Below are 22,260 nucleotides of genomic sequence, written 5' to 3'. Positions count from 1 at the left end.
CCTTGGTGTTGTGGGTTCCGAACCCTTCACCCGGGTCAGGAACCCACAACACCGTGGGTGAACCCATCGTGTGGGAACGCGCGCGGCGTCCAACGCGGTCCAGCGCGGTCCAGCGTGGTCGGGCGTGGTCGGGCGTGGTCGGGCGTGGTCGGGCGTGGTCCAGCGCGGCACAGCGTGGGCGGCGACTCAGTCACCCGGGCCACCCACGGATCGGTCACAAGGGCCGGTTATCGGTTGCCCGATGCCGCCTGCCGACTTTCTGCAGTGCGGTGCCGGGCCGGCCGCCGGCGTACCGGGTGCGGGTCAGACCGGGGTGACGGCGTGCCGAGTGCGGGTCAGACCGGGGTGACGGCGTACCGAGTGCGGGTCAGACCGGGGTGACGGCGTACCGAGTGCGGGTCAGACCGGGGTGACGGCGTCGGCCTCGCGGCCTTTGGGGCCGTCGACGATCTGGAACTCGACCTGCTGGCCGTCCTCGAGCGTCTTGTACCCGTCGGAGACGATCTTGCTCCAGTGCACGAACACGTCGTCCTGCCCGTCGACGGCCAGAAAGCCGTAGCCCTTGTCGGCGTTGAACCACTTCACGGTGCCGCGCACCATCGGAACTCCTTGACCACGGAGCCCGCTGCACCCGGACCCCTCTGCTGTTTCGCGGTCCACAAGCCTAGCCGAGCCGCCGCCCGCGCGTGCTGCACCATCCCACGCAGAGCGCCGTCGCGACCAGCGCGGCGCTTACCCAGAGCGGGGCGCGGTAACCGGTCCGGGTGATCGCGAGCCCGCCCAGGACAGGGCCCGCGGCGGCGCCGACGTTCAGGGCTGCGGTGGCCAGGCCTCCGGTCAGGGCAGGGGTGTCGGTGCCGGCGTAGAGGGCGTAGGCAACGAGGGTGGAACCGACCGCGAAGGACAGTGCGCCTTGAGCCAGTACGAGCGCGATGGTGGGGACGACGTACCCCGCGGCGAGGGCGAACGCGCACCAGCCGAGCAACAAGGTGCTGCCGGCAAGTAGTACGAGGCGGTTGTCGCGGCGGTCGGCGTACCGGCCGGCGGCGGTGACACCGATGAACGAGCCGATGCCGAAGAGGGCGAGCAACCCGGGCACCCAAGCGAGGCCGAGTCCGGTGACGTCGGTGAGCACCGGTGAGAGGTACGTGAACGAGCAGAATGTCGCGCCGTTGACGAGTGCCCCCAGCAACAGCAGTACGGCGAGCCGCGGCCGGACCTGGAAGCGGACCGGGACCGGCGGACCGCTGAGGCGGTCCCGGACCGACCACAGGATCCCGAGCAGCGCCGGTACCGACACGATCGCCACCGCCCAGAACGCGGACCGCCAGCCGAAGGACGTGCCGAGCAGCGCCCCGGCCGGTACACCGGCGATGCACGCGAGCGTCGTACCGCCGAGGAGGACCGACGTCGCACGGCCCTTCGCGTCCGGCGGGACCAGGCTCGCCGCAGTGGCGAGCGCGATCGCGAGGAAGCCCGCGTTGGCGAGGGCAGCGAGGATGCGGGTGATCAACAGCACCGTGAAGTCGGTGGTCAGGGCGCCGACGACGTGGACCGCGAGGAAGACGGTCAGCGTCACCAGCAGCGTCCGGCGTCGCGGCCAGCGGTTGCCGAGGACGGCGATCGTGGGCGCGCCGACGACCATCCCGAGGGCGAAGGCCGACGTCAGCCACCCGGTCGCCGGGATCGAGACACCCAGGTCGCGGGCGATGTCCGGGCCGAGCCCGGAGAGCATGAATTCGGAGGTTGCCTGGGCGAACACGGCCAGGCCGAGCAGATACAGCACGAAAGGCATGAGGAAGCTCCGTAACCAGTGGAGAACGGCATGAGTCGTCCCCGGCGGTTCCGGTGCGTCACACGGTGCTGGACACCGTGAGTCACGTGGAACGGCCGGTGGTTACGGTCTGTCCGCCTCCGGGCTGGTCACGGAGAGCAGCCTAGGCAGGCGCCGGTACGGCGTCCAGCGAGTTAAGCGCGGCGGGACGCCGCCAGGCCGAGCAGCCCGGCGGTGACCAGGAGCAGCGCACTGGTCACACCGAGATCGTCGGGCTGCAGGACGCCGTTGTCGGTCAGCATCCAGATCGTGGCGGCTCCGGTCAGGACGGTGCCGGCCACGACGCCGGGCACGTCGGGGCGGGTCTTGCGTGGCTGCCGGTTCATCCGCGCTCCACCTTGATGCTGCCCACCCTGAGGTCCAGGTCCAGCGTGACCTGCTGCGGGCCGGCCTTGCGGTCCGCGCCCAGGTCGTCGAGCGTCAGCTCGGCGTTCCGGCCGCCACGGTGCTGGTCGAGGAAGGACACGTCCCCCATCCTTGCGGACAGGTCACCCTTGACGTCAACATCGGCCGGCAGCTTCACGATCACCTCGCCGACGCCGCCGTGCACCTCGACCTTGGCGTCTGGGCCGAACGTGGCCTGGGTCAGATCCAGCTTCGCGGACCCGGCGTCGAACTCGTAGCTCGTCCCGGTCGCGGTGATGGTCTGCGTCGACGGCGCGACGTAGTTGATGTCGGCGACGTTGCGCGGGACGTCCGGGAACACCGTGCTCGCCACCACGCCGACCGCCAGCAGGATGCCCAGCGGCAGCAGCGCGAGCGTCCGGCCGACGAATCCGCCGATCAGCATGCCGCCGCCGAGCGTGGCCAGCCCGATGACCAGCATGGTCGCCGTCGAGGCGCCCGCCAGCGCCGCGATCCCGATCGCGAGGCCGGTGAGCACCACGATCATCGACTTGACGCCGCGCAGGCCCTTCGCGGGCGGTTCGGCCGGCCGCGTCGCCGCGGGCGCGGCATCGGCCGGCTCGTCGACGTACAGGCCGAGGGGGTCGTCCTCGGTCCACACAGGCTGGACCGGTTCGACGGTGCGGTCCTGGGGGCGCTGCGTGGCCGAGGACGACGGGCCCGCCGGGGGAGCAGACGGGCCGGTCTGTGCGGCGTACGCCGTGGTCGGCTGCGGACCGGAGTACGCCGAGGCGCCCGGCTGCACCGTGTCCTGCGGACGCTGAGTTTGCTCGGGCGAGCCGCCGTACTGCGGACCGCCGTGCGACCCGTACTGCGAGCCGTATTGCGACTGGTTCTGGGGGCCGTACGGTTGCGGGGGCTGCCCGCCGGGCCGGGAGCTCTTGCGCTGCTTGGCGATCAGCCAGATGACACCGATCACGATCAACGGCCCGGGCACGAACCGCCCGAAGTTGAACGACGACATCATCGCGACCGCGAGGAACACGCACCCGCCGGCGACCACCGGCCAGAACCACGGGTGGTCGGTCCGCATCCGGTCACCGAACATGCCCTGGACGGCGGACCGCTCGCTGCCCTCATCGGGCATCAGGATCCAGGCGGCGATGTAGAACACGATGCCCGGGCCGCTGATGATCAGCACGGCCATCACCACGCGGACCAGGACCGGGTCGATGTTCAGCGCCCGGCCGATGCCGCCGCAGACCCCCGCGAGCCAGCGGTCCGACCTGCTGCGCCGCCAGTTCTGGGGGTTCTGCAGGCGGTTGCGGTCGAACCCGGCGGGTCCACTCTGGTTCTGCTCCATGACACCGATACTCACACCGTGGGCCGCCGCGGACATCGGGGATGCACCCTGACCGGCCCCGGAGCCCCCGGAATTGGGGGATCACCCCGAGCCGACCCTGAGTCGCGCGGGCGTGCGCTGAGGAGCCGGCCGGGGACAAGCCTGCTGGTGTCGGACCGGTCCACATGTGACGATCGGTGGTGATGAGTCAGCCAGCAGCAGCGCCGCCTGGCGGGTCCTCCGCGAACGGAGCCGGACCCGGGCCGCAGCCTGGCCAGAACCAGAGCCGTCAGGGCCAACAGGGCCAGCAGGGCAAGCAGGGCAAGCAGGGTCAGGACCAGTGGCGGTACAAGGGCTGGGGGCCGCACGGTCCGGCCGGTCAGTACCAAGGTCCGTACGCCGCCTACGCGGCGCGGATGGGTAACGCACCGGGCGGAGCGTCGTACTCGTCCGCACCGCCGCACGCCTCGCTGCCGCCCCGCGGCGAGCAGCCGGTCCGCCGGGCGTACCGCCGTACCGAAGGACGCGTGGTCGCCGGTGTCGCCGGTGGCATCGCGGACCACCTCGGCATCTCCGACACCATTGTCCGGCTGGTCCTGATCGCCACCACGGTGTCCGGCGGGTTCGGCATCCTGATCTACGCGGCGCTGTGGTTCCTGATGCCGCTCGCGCCCGAGAACGTACCGACCGCGCCCGGCCTGGCCGCCCACACCCGCAGCGGACTGCGCTCCGAGGAGCCCCCGCCGCCGGTGGCGGAGGCGCGGCAACGGAAACGGGAGAAGAGCCGCGGTCAGCTGCCCGCGCTGGTGGCGATCGGGGCCGGTCTGCTGATCCTGCTGCAGGTCGCCGGACTGGGGGTGGCCGGCAAGCTGTTCTGGCCGCTCGTGTTCGCGGCGACCGGTCTGGCGCTGATCTGGCGGCAGGCGGACGAGAGCCAGAAGGACAAGTGGGCGCGCGACGTCCGCGTCCCGATCGTCGGGCTGGTGCTCGGCAAGGGCGGCTGGAAGTCGCTGGTGCGGATCGGTGTCGGGCTGGTCCTGATCGGTACCGCGATCACGCTGTTCCTGGTGCAGAACGGCCGGCTCGCGATGGTCGGCGACGTACTGATCGCGCTGCTGCTCGCGGTGATCGGGATCGGCGTGATCGCCGGCCCGTGGGTCCACCGGCTGACCCGCGACCTGAACGAGGAGCGGTCCGAGCGGGTCCGTTCGCAGGAGCGCGCCGACATGGCCGCGCATCTGCACGACTCGGTGCTGCAGACCCTCGCGCTGATCCAGAAGCAGGCCGACGACCCCAAGGCGGTCGCTCGGCTCGCGCGTTCCCAGGAGCGTGAGCTGCGGTCCTGGTTGTACGACGACGAACGCGACGCCGACCAGACCATCGCGGCCGCCGCCAAACAGGCCGCGGCCGAGGTCGAGGACTCCCACGGCGTACCGATCGAGGTGGTCACGGTCGGCGACTGCGACCTGACCGAGCCGCTGGCGTCGATGGTCCGCGCCGCGCGCGAGTCGATGGTGAACGCCGCCAAACACTCCGGCGCTGCGAAAATTGACGTCTTCGTCGAGGTGGACGGCGACCGGGTGGAGATGTTCGTCCGCGACCGCGGCAAGGGTTTCGACGTCGACGAGGTCCCGGACGACCGGCTCGGCTTGCGGCACAGTGTGATGGGCAGGATGGAACGGCACGGCGGACGCGCGACAGTGCGATCCGATCCGGAAACAGGGACCGAAGTGCGACTGGAGATGGACAGATGAGCAGCAGGCGCGTAGTTGTCGTCGACGACCACGACATGTTCCGGGCCGGGGTGCGCAGCGAGATCGGTACCGCGGTCGACATCGTCGGCGAGGGCTCCGACGTCGAGACCGCGGTCAAGGCGATCGTCGGCACCGAGCCGGACGTCGTCCTGCTCGACGTCCACCTCCCCGGTGGCGGCGGTACCGAGGTGATGAAGCAGGTCCACCAACGGCACCCGGACATCAAGTTCCTGGCGCTGTCGGTGTCGGACGCTGCTGAGGACGTCATCGGGGTGATCCGGGCCGGGGCTCGCGGGTACGTCACCAAGAACATCTCCGGTACCGAGCTGGTCGACGCGATCAACCGCGTGGCCGAGGGCGACGCGGTGTTCTCACCGCGGTTGGCCGGGTTCGTGCTGGACGCCTTCTCCGGAGCGATCGACATCGCGTCGGTGGACGAGGATCTGGATCGGCTGTCGCAGCGCGAGCGCGAGGTACTGCGGCTGATCGCGCGCGGGTACGCGTACAAAGAGGTCGCCCGCGAACTCTTCATCTCGGTGAAGACCGTCGAGACGCATGTGTCGTCCGTACTCCGCAAACTCCAGCTCTCCAACCGCCACGAGTTGACCCGCTGGGCCACCGACCGCCGCCTCGTCTAGCCGCCACTCGGCTGTTGCAGTGCCCGCGCGACCGCCGCACGCGCCGCTGCCCGCGCGCGACCGCCGCACGCGCCGCGACTGCCGCACGCGCCGCGACTGCCGCACGCCTCACTTTGTGCATCAGATCCGTAATTTCCGCGCCGCAAAGTACGGATCTGATGCACAAAGTCAGCTGACTCGCGGTGGGGCACGGTACCCAAGCGCGCGGGACCTTCCACATCCACGCGGGACCTTCCACATCCACGCGGGACCTTGGTCAGGGTATTCGTTGTGCAAGGTCCGTGGCGGATGTGCAGGGTTCGTCTTGGCCGGCGGCATCTTCACGGGTGGAGGCGCGGGCACGAGTGCCGGTTCGACGGCGCGGTACCTCCCCCGAGGGGAGCGCAAGGGTGCTCGGGTCGATGTGCAGAACTGCTCCTGCGGGTCGGCCAAGGCGGGGGGACCGGTCTTCTGACCCATACCTGTGTCAGAAGACCCGGTTGGCCCATCGTGTTGGCCACTGGTGGATGGCCGCAGTACGCACTCCAGGGCTTACTTGCCGGAGGAGGTGTAAGGGAGGAGCGCCATTTCGCGGGCGTTCTTGATGGCGCGGGCGACTTGTTTCTGTTGCTGGACGGTCAGTCCGGTCACTCGGCGGGAACGGATCTTGCCGCGGTCGGAGATGAACTTTCGCAGCAGGGCGGTGTCTTTGTAGTCGATGTAGGTGATGCCGTCGCGGTCGAGCGGGTTCTGCTTCGGCTTGCGTTTGCCGGTGGGGGCCGGGCGTCGGGGCATGGCGACCTCCTGTTGAATATCGTTTTCAACAAGCGTAGCGCAAGAGGTGAGCGGTGGCGTGATGTGGCCAGGGCATGGATTCGCCACTCCGTTCCGGCGGTCCCGGCTTGGTGGCTGTTATACCGTCGACTGTTATGGAGCGGAATCTCACAGCCGATCAGCTCGCGCTCTTCGAGAAGGAGTTCGCGTCGAACCCGCAGTACCGGGTGATGCAGAACGCCGTCACGCAGACGCCGGTCAACAGCATCGCCCTGGATCGCCAGATCGTCACCTCGATGGACCATTCGGTGTCCCATCTGCTGGACGACTGGAAGGTCACCAATCAGAAGAAGAGCGGTCGGTGCTGGCTGTTCGCCGGGCTGAACCTACTTCGCGTCGGCGCGGCCGAGAAGCTTGGGGTCAAGGACTTCGAGTTCTCGCAGAACTACCTGCTGTTCTGGGACAAGTTCGAGCGGTCGAACTTCTTCCTCGAGGCGATGATCGACACCGCGGACCGGGACGCGGACGACCGGACCGTCGCGCACCTGCTGTCGGACCCGATCGGCGACGGCGGCCAGTGGAACATGTTCGTCGCGCTGGTCCGCAAGCACGGCCTGGTGCCGAAGACCGCGATGCCGGAGACCGAGAGCTCGTCCGCGACCGCGCAGATGAACGACATCCTCCGCAAGCTGCTGCGCCAAGGGGCGCGCGACCTGCGGGCGCTGACCGACGTCGAGGCGCGGCGGGAGCGCAAGCGGGAGATCCTGACCACGGTGCACCGGGTGCTCAGCATTCACCTCGGTACGCCGCCGCAGAAGTTCCTGTGGCAGTGGAAGGACAGCGACAAGGCCTTCCACCGCGACGGCTGGACGACGCCGACCGAGTTCGCCAAGGCGTACGTGCAGCTGCCGGTCGACGAGTACGTCTGCCTGGTGCACGACCCGCGCCCGACCAGCCCGGTCGGCCGGACGTTCACCGTCGACTTCCTCGGCAACGTGATCGACGCGCCGCCGGTCGTGTACCTGAACGTCGAGATCGACTTGATGAAGCAGCTCACCCAGGACGCGATCGTCGGCGGTGAGCCGGTCTGGTTCGGGTGCGACGTCGGCAAGCAGATGAACTCCGACCTCGGCTTCTGGGACGCCGCGTTGTACGACTACAGCGCGGTGTACGACACCGAGTTCTCGCTCGACAAGGCCGAGCGGCTGATCCACCACGAGACGCTGATGACGCACGCGATGCTGTTCACCGGAGTCGACGTCGTGGACGGCAAGCCGCGCCGCTGGCGGGTCGAGAACAGCTGGGGTGACGAGAAGGCCGACAACGGCTTCTGGACGATGAACGACTCGTGGTTCGGTGAGCACGTGTTCGAGGTCGCGGTACGGCGTTCCGCGCTGCCGGCCGAGCTGCAGGCCCGCCTGGACGACGAGCCGATCGTGCTCCCCGCGTGGGACCCGATGGGCGCGCTAGCCGATCAGGCCTGACGCTTCCGCCGGGCGCTCGAGGGTCGGCAGGTGGCCGGCCCACGAGAGCTCGACGCGCTCCACGTTCGGCAGCCGCTGCTCCAGGTAGTCCGCGCTGTCGGCGAAGAACCTGAAATCGTGCGCGCCGGTGATCAATCGCACCGGCGCGCTGATCTTCTCCGGCTCGATCGGCCATTCCTCGTTGTCCACGTCACCGGCCGCGAGCTGTACGGCGTACGCGCGCCGCTGCATGACCCGCACCAGTTCGCGCGCCTCGGCGTCCGCCTCCGGTCCGACGAAACGGTCCACCATCAGCTCGGTGGCGCCGTCGATGTCACCGGCCTCGAGCAGCGTGTTCTCCTCGGCCCACACTGCGCGCAGGTCCTCGCCCGGCTCGACGTTGTCGGTCGGCGCGCAGATCAGCACCAGCCGCGAGAACAGCTCCGGCCGGCGGCTCGCCACCTGCTGGACGACGTACCCGCCGTACGACGCCCCGACCGCGACGACGTCCCGCGCGCCGAGCTCCTCGAGCACACCGAGCAGGTCGCCCGCGTCGGAGTACTGCGGCACCAGCGGCGACTCGCCGTACCCGCGCAGGTCGAGCGTGATCACCCGGTACCTGTCCGTCAGCTCGTCCACCAGCCGGGACCACATTCGCGCATCGGCGACGCCGGCGTGCACCAGGACCAGATCCGGGCCCTCGCCGGTTACCGCAGAAGAAGTCGTCATGGGCGAACCATGACCGCCGCGCCGCGGAAGAGCAAACGGATTAGAGCCGGACGACCGTGAACGCCTCGGCGTAATGGTTCGCCGGGAACCCGGCCGCGGCGGCGACGCCGGCGAACCCTTGCGCGATGCCGGTCCGCAGCCCGTCGGGGTCGCGGTGCTGGCTGGTGTGCGACATCAGCGCCGCCATCTTCTGGTCGAACGTGTCGGTGATGTCGACGTAGTGGTTGGCGACCGGATGATCCATCATCCACAGCTCGCCGACGTCCCAGGCCTGCTCGTCCAGCTCGGGGAACGCATACGGGTTGCCGGCCGCCGGGTAGAACGCGCGCACGGCCGCCTCCGCAGTGGCCAGATGGTCCGGATGTGAGACCTGCAGCCGGTTCCACGAACGCTCCGGCGACTGCGTCAGCAACCGCTGCGGCCGGACCGTGCGGATCACCCGGGTGATGTCGCGCACCAGCTCCTGGGTCGGCTCGACCGCACCGTCGGCATACCCGAGGAAGTGCAGCTGCCGGACACCGACGTGCTGCGCGGCGGCGGTCTGCTCGGCCCGGCGGACGGCGGGCATCTCGGCGCGGTCCCGGTCCGGTTCGAAGCCGCCGGCCTGGCCGTCGGTGACGATGCAGTACTGCACCTCGATGCCGGCCTTGGTCCACAGCGCCACCGTGCCCGCACCGCCGAAGTCGATGTCGTCGGGGTGCGCGACGACGACCAGCACGCGCTCGACTTCGCTGTCCGGCCGCGGATCCGTCTCAGGCACTGTCATCTGCCCGACCCTAGCGGCTGGTCCGGTCGCGGTGCTCCGGCCGAGCACGCCCTGCCGGGCTTGTACGTCTGGGCTTGTACGTCTGGGCTTGTACGCCTGGGCTTGTACGCCTGGGCTTGTACGCCTGGGCACAGTGGAGCTATGGAGTTCGGTGGCACCTGCGATCCTCGGGACGCCGGCTTCGATCCCGACCGGCTGACTGCAGCGGTCGGGCTGATCGAATCCCGGGGCGCGGTCGCGCAGCTGTGTGTCGTCCGGGACGGCCGGACAGTGGTCGATCGCTCGTTCAAGTGCTCACCGAACGCATTGTTCTGGCTCTTCTCCGCGAGCAAGCCGTACCTCGCGGTCGTCATCCACCAACTCGTCGAGTCCGGGCGGCTGCATCTCGACGACGCGGTCGCGGCGTACTGGCCGGAGTTCGGGCAGAACGGCAAACGCGAGATCACCGTGCGGGACGTGCTGCGGCATCGCTCCGGGTTGTCCAGCGCGGGCTCGTACGTCGGCGACGTGCGCGCGATGGCGGACTGGAACCGCTCGCTGCGCCGGATCGAGGAGAGTACGCCGCGGTGGCCGATCGGGACCGTCGGGTACAGCCCGCTCGCGTTCGGGTTCATCCTGGCCGAGGTCGCGCGGCGCTGCGCCGGGATGCCGATCGACGCACTCGTGCGGCACGGCGTGATCGAACCGCTCGGCGTCACCGATACGTACCTCGGTCTGCCGCCCGAGTTGTGGGGGCAGCATGTCGCGGTTCGTGCTTCGGGTCCGCTCGGTCCGATCATCCAGTCCGTGGTGAACCGGCGCAGTACCCGCGAGGCCGTCGTACCGGCCGCCGGGATCTCGACGACCGCGCGGGACCTGGCCGCGTTCTACCAAGGTCTGCTCGCGGGGCGACTGATCGGGCCGCAGCAGCTCGCGGTCGCACTCGAGCCGAGCAGCGAGGGCGTGTACGACCCGGTCGCGCGGGCGCCGGTGCGCTGGTCGCAGGGCTTCCAGCTCGGCGGACCGCGCTGGATGGAAGGCACCGTGTCGTCGTTGGGGGCGCTGAGCAGCCCGCGGGCGTTCGGGCACAACGGCAGCAACTGCTGTATCGGGTGGGCCGACCCGGATCGCAGGATCGCCTACGCGTACCTGACGAACCGGGTCGGCCGCCCGAAACAGGACCTCGCCCACCACGCCGCCGTCGCCGACAAGGTGCTGGAGGCGGCGGGATGAGGATCCCTACGCCATCACAATCCGGCCGAGCCTGCGCTGCCAGGCTGGAACCAGGGGCGACCGCGTGGGGATGCGGGTCACGCGAAGGCGGGCAGCGGGGTGCGGGCGCTGAGCACCTGGTCGACGATGCCGTACTCCTTCGCGCCCTCCGCGGTCAGCACGTGGTCGCGGTCGGTGTCGTGCCGCAGTTGCTCGACCGTCTGCCCGGTGTGGCGCGAGAGGATCTCCTCGACCTGGCCGCGGACCCGGACCACCTCGTCGGCCTGCAGGATCAGGTCCGGGATCGTGCCCTGACTCCGCGCGGCCGGCTGGTGCAGGACGACCCGCGCGTGCGGTAGCGTCGCGCGGCTGCCCGGCGTCCCGGCGGCGAGCAGCAGCGCACCGGCCGAGATCGCCTGCCCGACGCAGAACGTCGCGATCGGCGACTGGATGTACTGCATCGTGTCGTAGATCGCGAGCGCGGCGGTCATGTCGCCGCCCTCGCAGTTGATGAAGATCTTGATCTCCTGGTCCGGCTTGTCCGCCTCCAGGTGCAGCAGTTGCGCGATCAGCGCGTTCGCGACCCCGGAGTCGATCCCCGTCCCGATGTAGATGATCCGCTCCGCGAGCAGATGCGAGTAGACGTCCATGATCCGCTCGCCCCGCGGCGACTGGGCGATCACGTTCGGAATGGTGTACGTGCTCATGCGGCTGCCCTCCTCGGCATGACCTGATCGAACGAGTCGACGATGTGGTCGATGAAGCCGTACTCGCGGGCCTGCTCGGCGGTGTACCAGTGGTCGTGCAGCGAGTCCTCGTGCACCGTCTCGAACGACTGCCCGGTGTCCTCGGCGATCAGCCCAAGCACCGTGTCCCGGATGTGCCGCAGGTCGTTGGCCTGGATCTCGATCTCGACCGCGGACCCGCCGATCCCGGCCGAGCCCTGGTGCATCAGGACGCGCGCGTGCCGCAGTGCGTACCGCTTGCCCGGCGTACCGGCCGACAGCAGGAACTGGCCGGCGCTGCAGGCCAGCCCGATCGCCAGCGTCGACACGTCGCACGGCACCAGCCGCATCACGTCCCGGATCGCCAGCATCGACGGCACCGAACCGCCGGGCGAATGGATCCAGAGCGAGATGTCGGTGTCCGGGTCCTCGGCCGCCAGCGACATGATCTGGCTGGCGAGCAGGGTCCCGTTGTCGTCGTCGAGCACGCCGTCCAGTACGACGATCCGCTGGCCGAACAAGCGCTGCCGGGCGGCCTCGTTGAACATCGGCGGTTTCATGTCTTCTGCCATGTCATCCACCCTGACCGGCCGGACCCCGCCACCCCAGCTTTTCTGCTGTGGGCAACTCTGCTCAGAGCAAAGCGGCCAGCCGTTGCGCGAAGTCCGGCGGGAAGGCATGTCCCAACCCGGGTACGCGCTCGATCGTGAACCCGTCCAACTGGTCGGCCGCCGCGTCGACAACCTCCAGCAGGCCGTCGTCCGTCCCGATCCAGACAGTTGCCGGGGACAATGACGGCCGGTCCGTGGGCAGTTCGCGCAGGGCCGGAGCCATGGCGAGTACGCCGTCGACGGGCACCGGCCGGCCGGTGAGCGCCCAGTCAAGAGCCGCCCGTCCGCCGGCCGAGAAACCGGCGGCGACGAGCGGCAGCCCTTCGCGTGGGAGTTGCAGACTGGTCATGGCCTGCCAGCGGTCGAGTGCCGCAGCGATGTCGGCCGCGGCCTGTTCACGGTCAGGCCAGGTGCGGTACCTGGGTGACATCCGGTGCGACGAGGTGACACACACCAGCGCGTACCCCCGTTCGAGGACGCCCGCCCAGTCCCGCCGCGCGTGCTCCGCCGTCTGCCCTGCTCCGTGCAGCGCGAACACGACACCCGCGAGCTGCTCGGGTACGTCGACCAGCGCCGGGACCGGATCGCCGCTCGCGCGCGCACCCGAGACCGCGACCATCTCGTCGAACTCGGGCCGCCCGCGCAGACCGGCCAGATCGTCGTCGTCCAGGAGAATATCCGGCACCCACCACGCACCTTCGGCGCTCGCGTCCCGTAGTACCCGAAGCGCCCCATCGGTGTCGCCGCCCGCGCCGAGCACACAGGCCTTCAGATGTGCCAGCTCGGCCTGCCAGGCCTCCAGGCCGCCGCTCTCGGAGTCCATCAGCGCGACCGCCTCGCCGTACCGGCCCTGCTCGTACAGCTCTTCGACCCCGTCGACCAGCGCGTCGTAGCGATCCACCAGCTCCATAGCGGGCCACTCTAACCGGGCCGATTCGAACCGGTTTTCGGTAACTGTCGGCGGGAGCGCCTAAGGTGTTGGGTGATGACTACGCTGTTCTCGCCTGATGAGCTCCCGGTGCCGCTGGAGGAGCCGAAGACGTCTCGGTCTGACCCGGAGGCGCTGCTCGAGGGGCTCAACCCGCAGCAGCGCGCCGCCGTCGTGCACTCCGGCAAGCCGCTGCTGGTCGTGGCCGGTGCGGGCTCGGGCAAGACGCGGGTGCTGACTCGCCGGATCGCCTACCTGCTGGCGGCCCGCGACGCGCACCCCGGCTCGATCCTGGCGATCACGTTCACCAACAAGGCCGCCGCGGAGATGCGCGAGCGGGTGGTGGACCTGGTCGGTCCGCGGGCGAAGCTGATGTGGGTCTCGACGTTCCACTCGTCCTGTGTGCGGATCCTGCGTCGCGACATCAAGCGGTTCGGGATCAACTCGACGTTCTCGATCTACGACGACACCGACTCGCGCCGGCTGATGACGCTGGTCTGCCGCGAGCTCGACCTGGACGTGAAGCGGTACAACCCGCGCGCCGTGCTGAACTGGATCAGCACCCAGAAGAACGAGCTGATCGACCACGAGACGGCCGCGGCCAAGGCGGAGAACCATCTCGAGCAGACGTATGCCGAGTGCTACCGGATCTACCAGGAGCGCCTCGCCCAGGCGAACGCGCTGGACTTCGACGACCTGCTGATGACCACGGTCAACCTGTTGCAGGCCTTCCCCGAGGTCCGGGAGTACTACCGGCGCCGCTTCCGCCACGTGCTCGTCGACGAGTACCAGGACACCAATCACGCGCAGTACACGCTGATCCGCGAGCTCTGCGGCGAGGACCCGGCCGATGACAGGGGCCCGACTGCCCCGCCGGCCGAGCTGATGGTGGTCGGCGACTCCGACCAGTCGATCTATGCGTTCCGCGGTGCCACGATCCGCAACATCCTCGCCTTCGAGGAGGACTTCGCGGGCGCCGAGACGATCCTGCTGGAGCAGAACTACCGCTCCACCCAGACGATCCTGACCGCGGCCAACGCGGTGATCTCCCGGAACGAGGGCCGCAAGCCGAAGAACCTCTGGTCCGACCAGGGGCAGGGCGAGCAGATCGCGGTGTACGTCGCCGACAACGAGCACGACGAGGCGCAGTTCGTCGCCGACGAGATCGACCGGCTGGCCGACGCCGAGGGGGTGAAGCCGTCCGACGTCGCGGTGTTCTACCGCACCAACGCGCAGTCCCGGGTGTTCGAGGAAGTGTTCATCCGCACCGGGCATCCGTACAAGGTGGTCGGCGGCGTCCGGTTCTACGAGCGCAAGGAGGTCCGCGACGCGCTCGCGTACCTGCGCGTTCTGGTCAACCCGGAGGACACCGTCTCGCTGCGCCGGATCATGAACGAGCCGAAGCGCGGCATCGGTGACCGGGCCGAGGCGGCGATCGAGGCGCTCGCGCAGCGGGACCGGATCTCGTTCGCCCAGGCGATGCGCCGGGCCCAGGATGCGCCGGCGATGGCGTCCCGCTCGGTGAACGCGGTCCAGGCCTTCGTCGACATCCTCGACGAGCTGACCGCGATGGTCGACTCGGGCGCGCCGCCGGACGAGATCCTGGACGTCGCGTTGCACCGTTCCGGGTACTACGAGACGCTGCAGAAGTCGCCGGATCCGCAGGACGAAACCCGCCTGGAGAACCTGGACGAGTTCATCTCGGTGGCGCGCGAGTTCGTCGAGGAGCGGACCGCGGCCGGCGAGGCGGCCGATCTGCAGGCGTTCCTGGAGCGGGTCGCGCTGGTCGCCGACGCCGACCAGATCCCGGACGCGGCCGACGACGGCGGCGTGGTCACGCTGATGACGCTGCACACCGCGAAGGGCCTGGAGTTCCCGGTGGTGTTCCTGACCGGGATGGAGGACGGCGTCTTCCCGCACTCCCGGTCGCTGACCGACCTCAAGGAGCTCGAGGAGGAGCGCCGCCTGGCGTATGTCGGGATCACCCGCGCGCGGCAGCGGCTCGCGATCTCCCGTGCGGCGGTGCGGTCGGCGTACGGCGCTCCGCAACACAACCCGCCGTCGCGGTTCCTGGAGGAGATCCCGGCCGAACTGCTCGACTGGCGCCGCGACGAGTCCGCGATCAGCCGCTGGTCCGGCACTGGGACGAGCACCGGCGCGCGTGGCAGTGGGATCCCGAGCCGGTACGAGCCGCCGCGCCGGACCGCCTCGGACAAGCCGGTGATCAGCCTGAACCCGGGCGATCGGGTGGTGCACGACAGCTTCGGGATGGGCACGGTCGTGGTCGTCCGCGGCGAGGGGCAGCAGGCCCAGGCCGACATCGACTTCGGGTCCGAAGGCGTCAAACGGCTGCTGCTGCGCTACGCCCCGGTGGAGAAGATCTGAGTCCTGAGTCGGGACACTAGGGCAACTTTCCTGCGCTGTCCGTTGCATCTGGGCCGGAGATTGAGACAATCAAGGATCTTCGGCCCCTCTCCGGAAGCGCAGATCCATGTCCAAGTCGTCCGCCGCCGGCCGCCGGATCATCCTGGCGGGAGCCAATCCTGGCCTGCGGCTGTTCGACGAGCACGGCAAGGTGACGGCGTACGCCTCGATCTGGATGGTCGACTGGTCGATCCGCGGCAGCGGTACGGCGGTGGTGCTGTGGTTCGACGGGATCGTCCGGGTCGTTTCGGAGGACCCGGACCTGGCCGCCTGGCTGGAGTCGTACTTCGTCCGCTCGTTCCTCGAGGTCCAGGGGCTGCCCTGGCACGAGCCCGCCGTCGAGCGGGACCTCGTCCAGGTCTCGATGAACCTCGCCGACGGGTTGAGCGTGAAGGCCGCGGACATCCAGATCGAGATGAGCGGCGTGCTGGACCGGCGGCTGTTCGCCACCGACAGCTTCCCGCTTGCCGAGGGTGAGCACAGCCTCAGCCTGGTGATCGCCCCGGTGCGCACCGCGACGGTCTCGATCGGCGGCGCGTCGGTACCCGGGTTCGTTCAGGTCGACGGCTCGCCGGACAAGCCGGGTTCGTCCGCGTTCCTCACGACCGCTGAGGTCTGGCAGCGCTGACCCACCAGTTCTCCATCCGCTCGACCGCCCTTCGATCGCCGTCGAGCATGCGTTGCAGCCGGAACAGGTACGCCGAGATCCCGGCCGCGCCTTGCATCCAGCCGACTCCGGGTGGCAACAGCGGGTCGTCGTTGCGATGCTCGACGAACCGCCAGTACCCCTCCGGGGAGGCGTGCTCGACCAGCGTGTCACCCATCCGTACGGCGAACTCCAGGTCCTGCTGCTCGCCGTCGAGCAGCCACGCGTCGAGGAACGCGTCGCCGACGCCCGCCGTACCGCAGCAGCGCCCGTCGTTGTCCCAGAATCCCGGATGCAGGCGTTCCGGGATGCCGGAGGACCGGACGCCGTCCAGGCAGCGCCGGCGCCACGTCCTTGGCGTCTCACCGGCGATCTGCTGCACGTCGGCGTACTCGAGGGCGGTGAACGCGAGCGCGGTCCCGGCGCCGCCGTGGCACCAGTTGTAGGTGAACTCGTCACCGTGCTGCTCGGACCACGGAACGACCCGCGCCACCCGGAAGCCACGGTCGTCGGTGATCCCGAGCGTCACCAGATGCTCGGCCCCACGCCCGGCCGCGTCGACGAGCTCAGGCCGGTCCAGCTCCTTGGCGGCCAGCGCGAGTACGGCGACGATGCCGGCCAGGCCGTGGGAGAAGTTGGGCATCTCGGCCGGTTCGTCGGTCCGGAACCGGCGTGGCACGAACCGCCAGTTCCACCCGGTGCTCTGCTCCTCCCGTTCGGCGAGCAGCAGGTCCGCGGCGCGGTTGGCGAGGGCGGCGGCGTCGACGCCGTGCCGAAGCGCCCAGAGCGCACCGAGCAGGATCGAGCCGGTGCCGAGCGTGACGTCGTTCGCGACCGCACCGGGCAGGTACTTCGGCGCGGCCAGGAAGTCCTGCGGCCAACCATCGCCCAGCTCCAACTCCTGCAGACGCGCTACAACAGCGTCCGCACCGGAAGCGTCGAGCGCGGTCAGGGCCCCGAGCGAGCTGACCAGTCCGTCGAAGAAGGTGGTTGTCGTACTCGACGGCACCGCTGCCCGGATCCGCTCCGCGATCGCTGCCGCGAGCTGCGACTCCTCAGGCGTCCACTCCCGCGTCAGCCGGATCTCGGCCAGCACGTGCGCGAGTCCGCCGATCCCGCTGTGCATCCCGTCGACGTACTCCTCGGGCTTCGCACCGCCCGCCGCCTCCGCGATCCACGGCCCGCTCTCGTCCCAGCAGACCTGCCCGAGCACCCAGGACCAGGCGCGCTCAGCCACTTCGCCGTACGTCATGGGCGGGCGTTGCGGAGCCGGATCCCGCTCCACTCGAGGGTGCTGGCCCGGACGGCGGTCCAGAAGTCGTGCAGGCGGTTCAGAACTCGCAGCTGGATCCCGGCTTCGTCGTGCAACGCGAACAGGTCACCGACCCGCTCCGGCGGCCCGAGCGGCCGTACGGCGGTGGTCGCGACGACGGCGGCGTCGTGCTCGACGAAGTCGTCGGCGGGAAGGCGGTACGCGTACAGCTCGACGGTGCGCATCGCGTCCAGCCAGCCGTACTCCACGGCGTGCACGCGGGTACCGGAGCCGGCGCCGATGATGCGGTCGCGGTCCTCGTCGGTGGTCTTCGGCCCGACCCAGGCCATCGCCCGCGGGCATTGCCGCGGGAACCAGTAGTCGGGGGCGCGGTCGGGCCCGACGGCCCAGACGTACGCGGTGGCCTGCTGCGCCGTCTTGGCGACGTGCGGCCGGAAGATCTCGATGGTCGGATCTTCGGAGAAGTGCAGAACCTCACCAGCTGCCGGACGCATGCGCCGCAGCTTAGTCAGGTCGAGTCAGGTGCTGTATCGGATTACGGGTTCAGACCGCAGTGGTTGCGCAGCCACGGCAGCGGGTTGATCGGGTCACCGTTGCCTGGGCGGACCTCGAAGTGCAGGTGCGGCCCCGTGGTGTTGCCACTCATCCCGACCCGGCCGACCTCGTCGCCGGCGTACACGGTCTCGCCGACCTCGACGCTGAACTTCGACATGTGGTTGTACCAGGTGACGGTGCCGTCCTCGTGCCGGACCTGGACCTGACGGCCGTACGCGCCGGCGTGGCCGGCGAAGATCACCACACCCTTCATCACCGACCTGATCTTGGTGCCGATCGGGGCGGCGAAGTCGGTGCCCGTGTGCGTGCGGGCCCAACGGCTGCCGCCCTGCCCGAAGGTCGCGGTGATGTGATAGCCGGAGATCATCATCTCGCAGCGGGTGGCCGACTCGCGGGCCTTCTTCTCGGCTGCCTCGGCCTTCGCCTTCGCGGCGGCCAGTGCGCTGGCGCGCTTGGCGGTCAGGGCCTGCGTGGCGGTGAGCTTCGCGGCGCGGGCCTGGGCCAGCTTCGCCGCGGCGGACTGCTTCTTGGTGGTCGGGTCGGCCAGCTGGACGCGGGAGGAGTCCCGGGTGGCGAGCTGGCGGGCCTGGATCCGCGCCGTGGTGATTCCGGACAGCTGCTGCCCACTGTCCAGGCTGAGCGCCGCGAGGTTCACCGCGGAGTTCGCCTGGGTCGGCGACGCCAACGTGCTGTGGCTGAAGCCGACAGCTCCGGCGGCTGCGGCGAGCGCGGCGGTCAATCCGACGATCTGGGAACTGCTGGGGGTATTACGCCTGGCAACGCGATGTTTCGCACTATGACGTCCTGCGCCGGGCTTGCGCGCAGCATTGCCGGGCGTGACGCGGTCACCCGCGGCACGGTGCTGGGACACAACGTGGCCTTTCGGTCACAGGGGAGGGGCTTGTCGCTGTCCTGCATCCCCTCAGGGGTTTATTCCCCGGGAGGACTCACAGACCATAACGGAAGGGTCACGGGGTGACAAACCCCGCCACCCACTTTTCCGCGGCTCCTTCACGAAACTTTTGCATGAGCCGCTGCACGTGCATCCGCCCGAAGCTGCCAGAAAGCTGCCGTATCAGGCAGTTTTGGGCTCTTCTTCGTCCAGGTGGGCCAGTACGCCGGTGATGTGGTGCACGACCTCGCCGTGGAACGGCAGGGACAGGTGACCCACGCCGTGCACCCGGACATTACTCGCCGTCAGATCGGGGTGACGGATCCGGGCCCGCCGTTGCGGCACGATCAGCTGGTCGACGTCGCTGTAGAACGCGACGAACCGGGTCCGGCAGCCGGGCGCCGGCTCACTCAGCTCGGCCATCAGGTCACTGTCCGGCCGGACCTGCTTGACCAGCGGCCACGGCAGCAGCTTGGCCGCCACCGTCCCCTGATGCGGCGTGCCGAGCGTGACACAGGTGTGCACGCGGGCAGCACCGCCGAGGCGCTGCACGTAGTACCGGGCGATCAGTCCGCCGAGGCTGTGGCCGACGATATGGATCTGGTCCGACCCGGACGCCTCGCAGAGCGCCTCGACCTCGCGGGCCATCCGCTCGGCGGTACGGCGTACGTCCAGGGTCAACGGTGAATACGAGAACGTGTGCAGGCGACTGAATCCGCGCCGGACCAACTGCCGGCGCATCAGCGCGAAGATCGTGTGGTTGTCGATGATCCCGTGCGCCAGCAGGATCGGCGTACCGGCGGCCTGGACGTCGCTCACCAGCAGACCGCGCTGGACCGGTCCGAGACCGGCGAGGTTCAGCCGGGAGGCTTCGGGCGCGCCGCCGCGGACCAGGCCGAGCGGGTACATCGCGAGATGGGTCGTCAGCCAGCCGAGTTCGACGGCCGCGCCCTGCAGCACGCTGGGCGTGAGCGCCGAGCGAGCGCCGTACGCAAGACCGTCCAAGGCGCCGCGGACCTCGTCCTGCCAGCTGCTCATGGCGACTCCTCAGCAAACCAGACCCCCCGGTGGTCCGATCACTTCCACGGTAACCGGTTCCCATCCGGCATGTGGGCGAACACACGTCTCCGTGTCTTATCCGTGAGGAAGACACCGGTTAGCCTGCCCTCATGCCAGCTACCAGCCCGTTGCGTGTCGTCGTCGCCAAGCCCGGCCTGGACGGTCACGACCGCGGCGCCAAGGTCGTCGCCCGCGCCTTGCGGGACGCCGGTATGGAGGTCATCTACACCGGCCTGCACCAGACGCCGGAGCAGATCGTGGAGACCGCGATCGCCGAGGACGCCGACGCCATCGGGCTGTCGGTGCTGTCCGGTGCGCACATGACGCTGTTCAAGCGTGTGCGTGAGTTGCTGACCGAGCGCGAGGCCGACGACATCGTGGTGTTCGGCGGCGGCATCATCCCCGAGGCCGACCTGCAGCCGCTGGCCGAACTCGGCGTCCACAAGATCTTCACCCCGGGTGCGACGACCACCGAGATCGTCGAGTGGGTACGCGCCAACGTGGGCGACGCGTCGGCCACCTCGGCCTGAGTTCACACCCCCGCCGAGCCCTCGCCTGTACCTCGCCCGTACCTCGTTCGTGCCGCGCCCGTACCTCGTCCGGGGCTCATCCGGGGCTCCTCCGGATCGCTTCGGCATCGCTCCGGAGCGTAATGACGACTGCTTGGAGTCGTTCTGAACAGTCCTGCCCGTTTCTGCCAGGTTACTAATCGGTAATACCGAATCGTTAAGAAATACCCGGTTGTGCGGGCTTCCCAAACGCGGTCGCATACAGCCATGCGGCTGTCCGTTTCAGAGACTGTCGGGTCGTGCACTGTGTGGCTCAGAACACATTGGCCCGTGGTCGGTTACTGTCCGGACAGGGCGGATCGCAGTGCGGTGGGGGACTGGGAACCGCTCACGCAGGACCTAAGCGATGTCCCATCGGGAGAGGGCAGGTAAACGATGAGGTTTGAACGATCACACACACGCCGCGCGGCCTTTGTGGCCATCGCGAGCAGCCTGGCGCTGCTGGCGACCGCGTGTGGTGGTGACGACGGAAGCGGCGGCGGCGGGGACAGCGGTTCGTCCGGGGGTGCAGCACTGGAAGGCCGCGGTCCGATCAACTTTGCCACCGGCAAGGACACCTCCGGGAACCTGACGAACCAGGTCGCGGCGTGGAACGCGCAACACCCGGACGAGAAGGTCACCGTGACCGAGCTGCCGGAGTCCGCGGATCAGCAGCGGGCGCAGATGATCCAGAACGCGCAGATCAAGTCCGATGCCTTCAGCGTGCTGAACCTCGACGTCGTCTGGACCGCCGAGTTCGCCGCGAACCGCTGGGTGACCGAGCTGCCCGAGGACCAGTTCCCGGACCTCGGGAAGCTGCTGCCCTCGACGGTGGACACCGCGAAGTACCGCGACAAGCTGTACGCGGTCCCGGTGACGTCGGACGGCGGCCTGCTGTACTACCGCAAGGACCTCCTCGACAAGGCCGGTGTCCAGGCGCCGAAGACGTGGGCCGAGATGAAGACGGCCTGCGAGAAGGTCAAGGCGCTGCCCGAGGCCAAGTCGATGAACTGCTACGCCGGTCAGTTCGAGAAGTACGAGGGCCTGACGGTCAACTTCTCCGAGGCCGTGAACGGCGCCGGCGGTGTGGTCGTCGGTGACGACGGCAAGCCGAACGTCAACACCCCCGAGGCGCTCGAGGGGCTGAACTTCCTGGTCGAGGGCTTCAAGTCGGGCGAGATCCCGAAGGCCGCGATCACCTACAAGGAGGAAGAGGGCCGGCGGGCCTTCCAGGAAGGCAACCTGATCTTCCACCGCAACTGGCCGTACGTGTACGCGCTGGCCAACAAGACCGACGGCTCGTCGAAGATCGCCGGCAAGTTCGCTGTCGCCCCGCTGCCGGGTCTGAACGGCGCCGGCGTGTCCACCCTGGGTGGTCACAACTACGCGATCTCCGAGTTCGCCAAGAACAAGGCGACGGCCGCGGACTTCATCAAGTTCATGTCCAGCGAAGAGCGCCAGAAGGTGAACGTCCAGAAGACCTCGCAGGCACCGACCTGGGCGTCGCTGTACGACGACCCCGAGCTGACCAAGCAGTTCCCGTACCTGGCTCCGCTGAAGGCTTCCATCGAGGGCGCGAAGTCGCGGCCGAAGGTGGTCAAGTACGGCGACGTCACGACCGCCATCCAGGAGGCGGCCTACGGTGCCCTGACCGGCACGACGCCACCGAAGGATGCGCTGAGCCAGCTGCAGGACAAGCTGAGCGGCCTCATCACCCAATGATCGAAGCGGCGGGGCCGGCGCGTAGCTACAGCGTTGCGTGCCGGCCCCGGCCTGTCGATGCC

At 69.2% G+C, this 22,260-nt stretch carries 22 protein-coding genes; 8 read left to right on the top strand and 14 right to left on the bottom strand.

The features are described 5' to 3' along the window. Nucleotides 1–399: 399 nt before the first annotated feature. The 4 genes from AB0B82_RS24730 to AB0B82_RS24715 all read right to left on the bottom strand — a co-directional run bounded on the left by AB0B82_RS24730 (nucleotide 400) and on the right by AB0B82_RS24715 (nucleotide 3,542). Nucleotides 400–600, bottom strand: coding sequence for a cold shock domain-containing protein (locus AB0B82_RS24730; RefSeq protein WP_132316966.1), 201 nt, complete (start codon nucleotides 598–600; stop codon nucleotides 400–402). A gap of 64 nt (nucleotides 601–664) precedes the next feature. Continuing rightward, nucleotides 665–1,795 carry a Cmx/CmrA family chloramphenicol efflux MFS transporter gene (locus tag AB0B82_RS24725; RefSeq protein WP_360172935.1) on the bottom strand — a complete coding sequence of 377 codons (1,131 nt, stop codon included), beginning with the start codon at nucleotides 1,793–1,795 and terminating at the stop codon, nucleotides 665–667. A gap of 173 nt (nucleotides 1,796–1,968) precedes the next feature. Beyond that, nucleotides 1,969–2,160, bottom strand: a complete 192-nt coding sequence (locus AB0B82_RS24720; RefSeq protein WP_360172932.1) for a hypothetical protein — start codon at nucleotides 2,158–2,160, stop codon at nucleotides 1,969–1,971. Next, nucleotides 2,157–3,542 carry a PspC domain-containing protein gene (locus AB0B82_RS24715; RefSeq protein ID WP_360172929.1) on the bottom strand — a complete coding sequence of 462 codons (1,386 nt, stop codon included), beginning with the start codon at nucleotides 3,540–3,542 and terminating at the stop codon, nucleotides 2,157–2,159. Before AB0B82_RS24715 ends, AB0B82_RS24720 begins: the two co-directional genes overlap by 4 nt. Before the next feature lie 182 nt (nucleotides 3,543–3,724). On the opposite strand from AB0B82_RS24715, the gene AB0B82_RS24710 reads away from it, so the two are divergent. Together AB0B82_RS24710 and AB0B82_RS24705 are read left to right on the top strand one after the other, a co-directional pair. Beyond that, complete coding sequence (locus AB0B82_RS24710; RefSeq protein WP_360172926.1) at nucleotides 3,725–5,275, top strand: PspC domain-containing protein; 1,551 nt, start codon at nucleotides 3,725–3,727, stop codon at nucleotides 5,273–5,275. Next, entirely contained in the window at nucleotides 5,272–5,913 is a 642-nt protein-coding gene (locus AB0B82_RS24705; protein ID WP_360172923.1) for a response regulator transcription factor, read from the top strand. The genes AB0B82_RS24710 and AB0B82_RS24705 overlap by 4 nt, the downstream gene beginning before the upstream one ends. 531 nt (nucleotides 5,914–6,444) lie before the next feature. Here AB0B82_RS24705 and rpsR read toward each other — a convergent pair. Beyond that, nucleotides 6,445–6,687, bottom strand: a complete 243-nt coding sequence (gene rpsR, locus AB0B82_RS24700) for a 30S ribosomal protein S18 (RefSeq protein ID WP_360172920.1) — start codon at nucleotides 6,685–6,687, stop codon at nucleotides 6,445–6,447. A 134-nt stretch (nucleotides 6,688–6,821) separates the two neighbouring features. Between rpsR and AB0B82_RS24695 the strand changes: the two genes are divergently transcribed. After that, nucleotides 6,822–8,150, top strand: coding sequence for a C1 family peptidase (locus AB0B82_RS24695; RefSeq protein ID WP_360172918.1), 1,329 nt, complete (start codon nucleotides 6,822–6,824; stop codon nucleotides 8,148–8,150). Here AB0B82_RS24695 and AB0B82_RS24690 read toward each other — a convergent pair. Together AB0B82_RS24690 and AB0B82_RS24685 are read right to left on the bottom strand one after the other, a co-directional pair. Continuing rightward, the gene (locus tag AB0B82_RS24690; RefSeq protein ID WP_360172915.1) at nucleotides 8,133–8,858 is read right to left on the bottom strand and encodes an alpha/beta hydrolase; all 726 of its coding nucleotides are present in this window, start codon (nucleotides 8,856–8,858) and stop codon (nucleotides 8,133–8,135) included. The two genes, AB0B82_RS24695 and AB0B82_RS24690, sit on opposite strands and share 18 nt — an antisense overlap. 40 nt (nucleotides 8,859–8,898) lie before the next feature. Continuing rightward, nucleotides 8,899–9,624 carry a PIG-L deacetylase family protein gene (locus AB0B82_RS24685; protein ID WP_360172912.1) on the bottom strand — a complete coding sequence of 242 codons (726 nt, stop codon included), beginning with the start codon at nucleotides 9,622–9,624 and terminating at the stop codon, nucleotides 8,899–8,901. 141 nt (nucleotides 9,625–9,765) lie between these two features. Here AB0B82_RS24685 and AB0B82_RS24680 point away from each other — a divergent pair, with 141 nt between their 5' ends. Next, on the top strand, nucleotides 9,766–10,836 hold the full coding sequence (locus AB0B82_RS24680; RefSeq protein ID WP_360172909.1) for a serine hydrolase domain-containing protein: 1,071 nt from the start codon (nucleotides 9,766–9,768) through the stop codon (nucleotides 10,834–10,836). Nucleotides 10,837–10,913: 77 nt separating this feature from the next. Here the strand turns inward: AB0B82_RS24680 and AB0B82_RS24675 are convergent, their stop codons facing one another. The 3 genes from AB0B82_RS24675 to AB0B82_RS24665 form a co-directional block, all read right to left on the bottom strand. After that, on the bottom strand, nucleotides 10,914–11,522 hold the full coding sequence (locus tag AB0B82_RS24675) for an ATP-dependent Clp protease proteolytic subunit (protein WP_360172906.1): 609 nt from the start codon (nucleotides 11,520–11,522) through the stop codon (nucleotides 10,914–10,916). Then, the gene (locus AB0B82_RS24670; RefSeq protein WP_360172903.1) at nucleotides 11,519–12,112 is read right to left on the bottom strand and encodes an ATP-dependent Clp protease proteolytic subunit; all 594 of its coding nucleotides are present in this window, start codon (nucleotides 12,110–12,112) and stop codon (nucleotides 11,519–11,521) included. Before AB0B82_RS24670 ends, AB0B82_RS24675 begins: the two co-directional genes overlap by 4 nt. 61 nt (nucleotides 12,113–12,173) lie before the next feature. Then, nucleotides 12,174–13,061 (bottom strand): phospholipase, encoded by an 888-nt coding sequence (locus AB0B82_RS24665; RefSeq protein ID WP_360172900.1) that lies wholly within the window; start codon nucleotides 13,059–13,061, stop codon nucleotides 12,174–12,176. 75 nt (nucleotides 13,062–13,136) lie between these two features. Here AB0B82_RS24665 and pcrA point away from each other — a divergent pair, with 75 nt between their 5' ends. Together pcrA and AB0B82_RS24655 are read left to right on the top strand one after the other, a co-directional pair. Continuing rightward, entirely contained in the window at nucleotides 13,137–15,464 is a 2,328-nt protein-coding gene (gene pcrA / locus AB0B82_RS24660) for a DNA helicase PcrA (RefSeq protein ID WP_360172897.1), read from the top strand. 106 nt (nucleotides 15,465–15,570) lie between these two features. Then, on the top strand, nucleotides 15,571–16,131 hold the full coding sequence (locus AB0B82_RS24655; protein ID WP_360172894.1) for a hypothetical protein: 561 nt from the start codon (nucleotides 15,571–15,573) through the stop codon (nucleotides 16,129–16,131). Here the strand turns inward: AB0B82_RS24655 and AB0B82_RS24650 are convergent. From AB0B82_RS24650 to AB0B82_RS24635, 4 genes are all read right to left on the bottom strand, one after another. Then, nucleotides 16,103–17,401, bottom strand: coding sequence for a lanthionine synthetase LanC family protein (locus AB0B82_RS24650; protein ID WP_360172892.1), 1,299 nt, complete (start codon nucleotides 17,399–17,401; stop codon nucleotides 16,103–16,105). The two genes, AB0B82_RS24655 and AB0B82_RS24650, sit on opposite strands and share 29 nt — an antisense overlap. Then, the gene (locus AB0B82_RS24645) at nucleotides 17,398–17,916 is read right to left on the bottom strand and encodes a DUF6886 family protein (RefSeq protein ID WP_360172889.1); all 519 of its coding nucleotides are present in this window, start codon (nucleotides 17,914–17,916) and stop codon (nucleotides 17,398–17,400) included. Before AB0B82_RS24645 ends, AB0B82_RS24650 begins: the two co-directional genes overlap by 4 nt. Nucleotides 17,917–17,957: 41 nt before the next feature. Further along, nucleotides 17,958–18,716, bottom strand: a complete 759-nt coding sequence (locus AB0B82_RS24640) for a M23 family metallopeptidase (protein ID WP_360172886.1) — start codon at nucleotides 18,714–18,716, stop codon at nucleotides 17,958–17,960. Nucleotides 18,717–19,052: 336 nt separating this feature from the next. Further along, the gene (locus tag AB0B82_RS24635; protein ID WP_360172883.1) at nucleotides 19,053–19,907 is read right to left on the bottom strand and encodes an alpha/beta fold hydrolase; all 855 of its coding nucleotides are present in this window, start codon (nucleotides 19,905–19,907) and stop codon (nucleotides 19,053–19,055) included. A gap of 131 nt (nucleotides 19,908–20,038) precedes the next feature. Here AB0B82_RS24635 and AB0B82_RS24630 point away from each other — a divergent pair, with 131 nt between their 5' ends. Continuing rightward, entirely contained in the window at nucleotides 20,039–20,458 is a 420-nt protein-coding gene (locus tag AB0B82_RS24630; RefSeq protein WP_360172880.1) for a cobalamin B12-binding domain-containing protein, read from the top strand. Between the two features lie 414 nt (nucleotides 20,459–20,872). Beyond that, complete coding sequence (locus AB0B82_RS24625) at nucleotides 20,873–22,198, top strand: ABC transporter substrate-binding protein (protein WP_360172877.1); 1,326 nt, start codon at nucleotides 20,873–20,875, stop codon at nucleotides 22,196–22,198. Nucleotides 22,199–22,260: the final 62 nt, after the last annotated feature.

Origin of the sequence: Kribbella sp. NPDC048915, from assembly GCF_040649595.1 — a bacterium.
GTDB lineage: Bacteria > Actinomycetota > Actinomycetes > Propionibacteriales > Kribbellaceae > Kribbella.
Note: the sequence above shows the minus strand (reverse complement) of the source record. Positions and strands in the feature narration are given on the sequence as shown.